This is a genomic window from Methylobacterium sp. WL120 (genome assembly GCF_008039465.1).
GTDB classification, from domain to species: domain Bacteria; phylum Pseudomonadota; class Alphaproteobacteria; order Rhizobiales; family Beijerinckiaceae; genus Methylobacterium; species Methylobacterium cerastii.
The window spans coordinates 1-1,202 of the sequence record NZ_VRUT01000345.1 but is presented as its reverse complement, the minus strand read 5'-3'; the positions used below and the strand labels follow the sequence as shown (position 1 = coordinate 1,202).

The following is a 1,202-nucleotide window of genomic DNA, read 5'->3' as shown; positions in this document are numbered from 1 at the left end:
CGAAGCCCGAGGAGATCGTCGCGAAGCTCCGTCAGGCGGACGTGCTGATCTCACAGGGCCAGAGCGTGGCCGATGCAATCCGCGCGCTCGGTGTGAGTTCGGTGACGTACTACCGGTGGCGGCGTGAGTTTGGCGGCCTGAAGTCGGATCAAGTTCGACGGATGAAGAGTCTTGAGACCGAGAATGCTCGGCTTCGAAAGGCAATCGCCGATCTCACCCTCGACAAGCTGATCCTGCAGGAGGCGTCCCGGGGAAACTTCTGAGCCCCGCGCGCCGACGCGCCTGTGTCGAGCACATCATGCGGACGATGACCGTCTCCGAGCGTCGCGCTTGTCGGGCGCTCGGACAGCATCGCTCGACACAGCGCAAGGTGCCGCGGGGCCGCGACGACGAAGAGGCGCTGACGGCCGATCTCACGGCGTTGGCTGAGAAGTACGGACGCTATGGCTACCGCAAGATCAGCGCATTGCTGAAGGCGGCCGGATGGTTCGTCAACGACAAGCGCGTCGAGCGGATCTGGCGGCGTGAGGGTCTGAAGGTCCCAGCCAGACAGCCCAAGCGGGGGCGGATCTGGGACAACGACGGCTCCTGCGTCCGTCTTCGCCCGGAACACCGCAATCACGTGTGGTCGTACGACTTCGTCGAGGCCCGAACGCACGATGGGCGCAAGATCCGGATGCTCAACGTGGTCGATGAGTTCACGCATGAATGCCTAGCGATCCGAGTCGCCCGCAAGCTGAAGGCAACCGACGTCATCGACGTGCTCTCGGACCTGTTCATCCTGCGTGGCGTACCTGGCCATATCCGTTCGGATAACGGCCCGGAGTTCGTTGCGAAGGCCGTCCAAGCTTGGATTACCGGCGTCGGAGCAAAGACGGCCTACATCACGCCAGGCTCGCCATGGGAGAATGGCTACGTCGAAAGCTTCAACGCGCGGCTTCGCGACGAACTCCTGAACGGCGAGATCTTCTACACCCTCAGGGAAGCGCAGGTCGTCATCGAAAGCTGGCGACGTCACTACAACGGCGTGCGCCCGCATGCCTCTCTGGGATACCGGCCGCCGGCACCGGAGGTGTTCATGCCAGCCTTCTCCGCTTGGCCGGCTGCGCTCGCCAGACCAGCTCCGCCGGCCAAGCTACCCGTGGCGGAGCGGCCCACCGTGCACTAACTTTACCCTTGGACCACCTCGTGGGGGCCGATCA

At 64.0% G+C, this 1,202-nt stretch carries 1 protein-coding gene; it reads left to right on the top strand.

The window, feature by feature from the left end:
- Positions 1 to 1,168 (top strand): IS3 family transposase gene (locus tag FV229_RS26920; protein ID WP_147754825.1). Its coding sequence is split into 2 segments (ribosomal slippage), with 1,169 coding nucleotides annotated over them: positions 1 to 249 and positions 249 to 1,168; the frame shifts between segments, so codons are not numbered across the junction. This gene is flagged as partial in the annotation.
- Positions 1,169 to 1,202 lie beyond the last annotated feature (34 nt).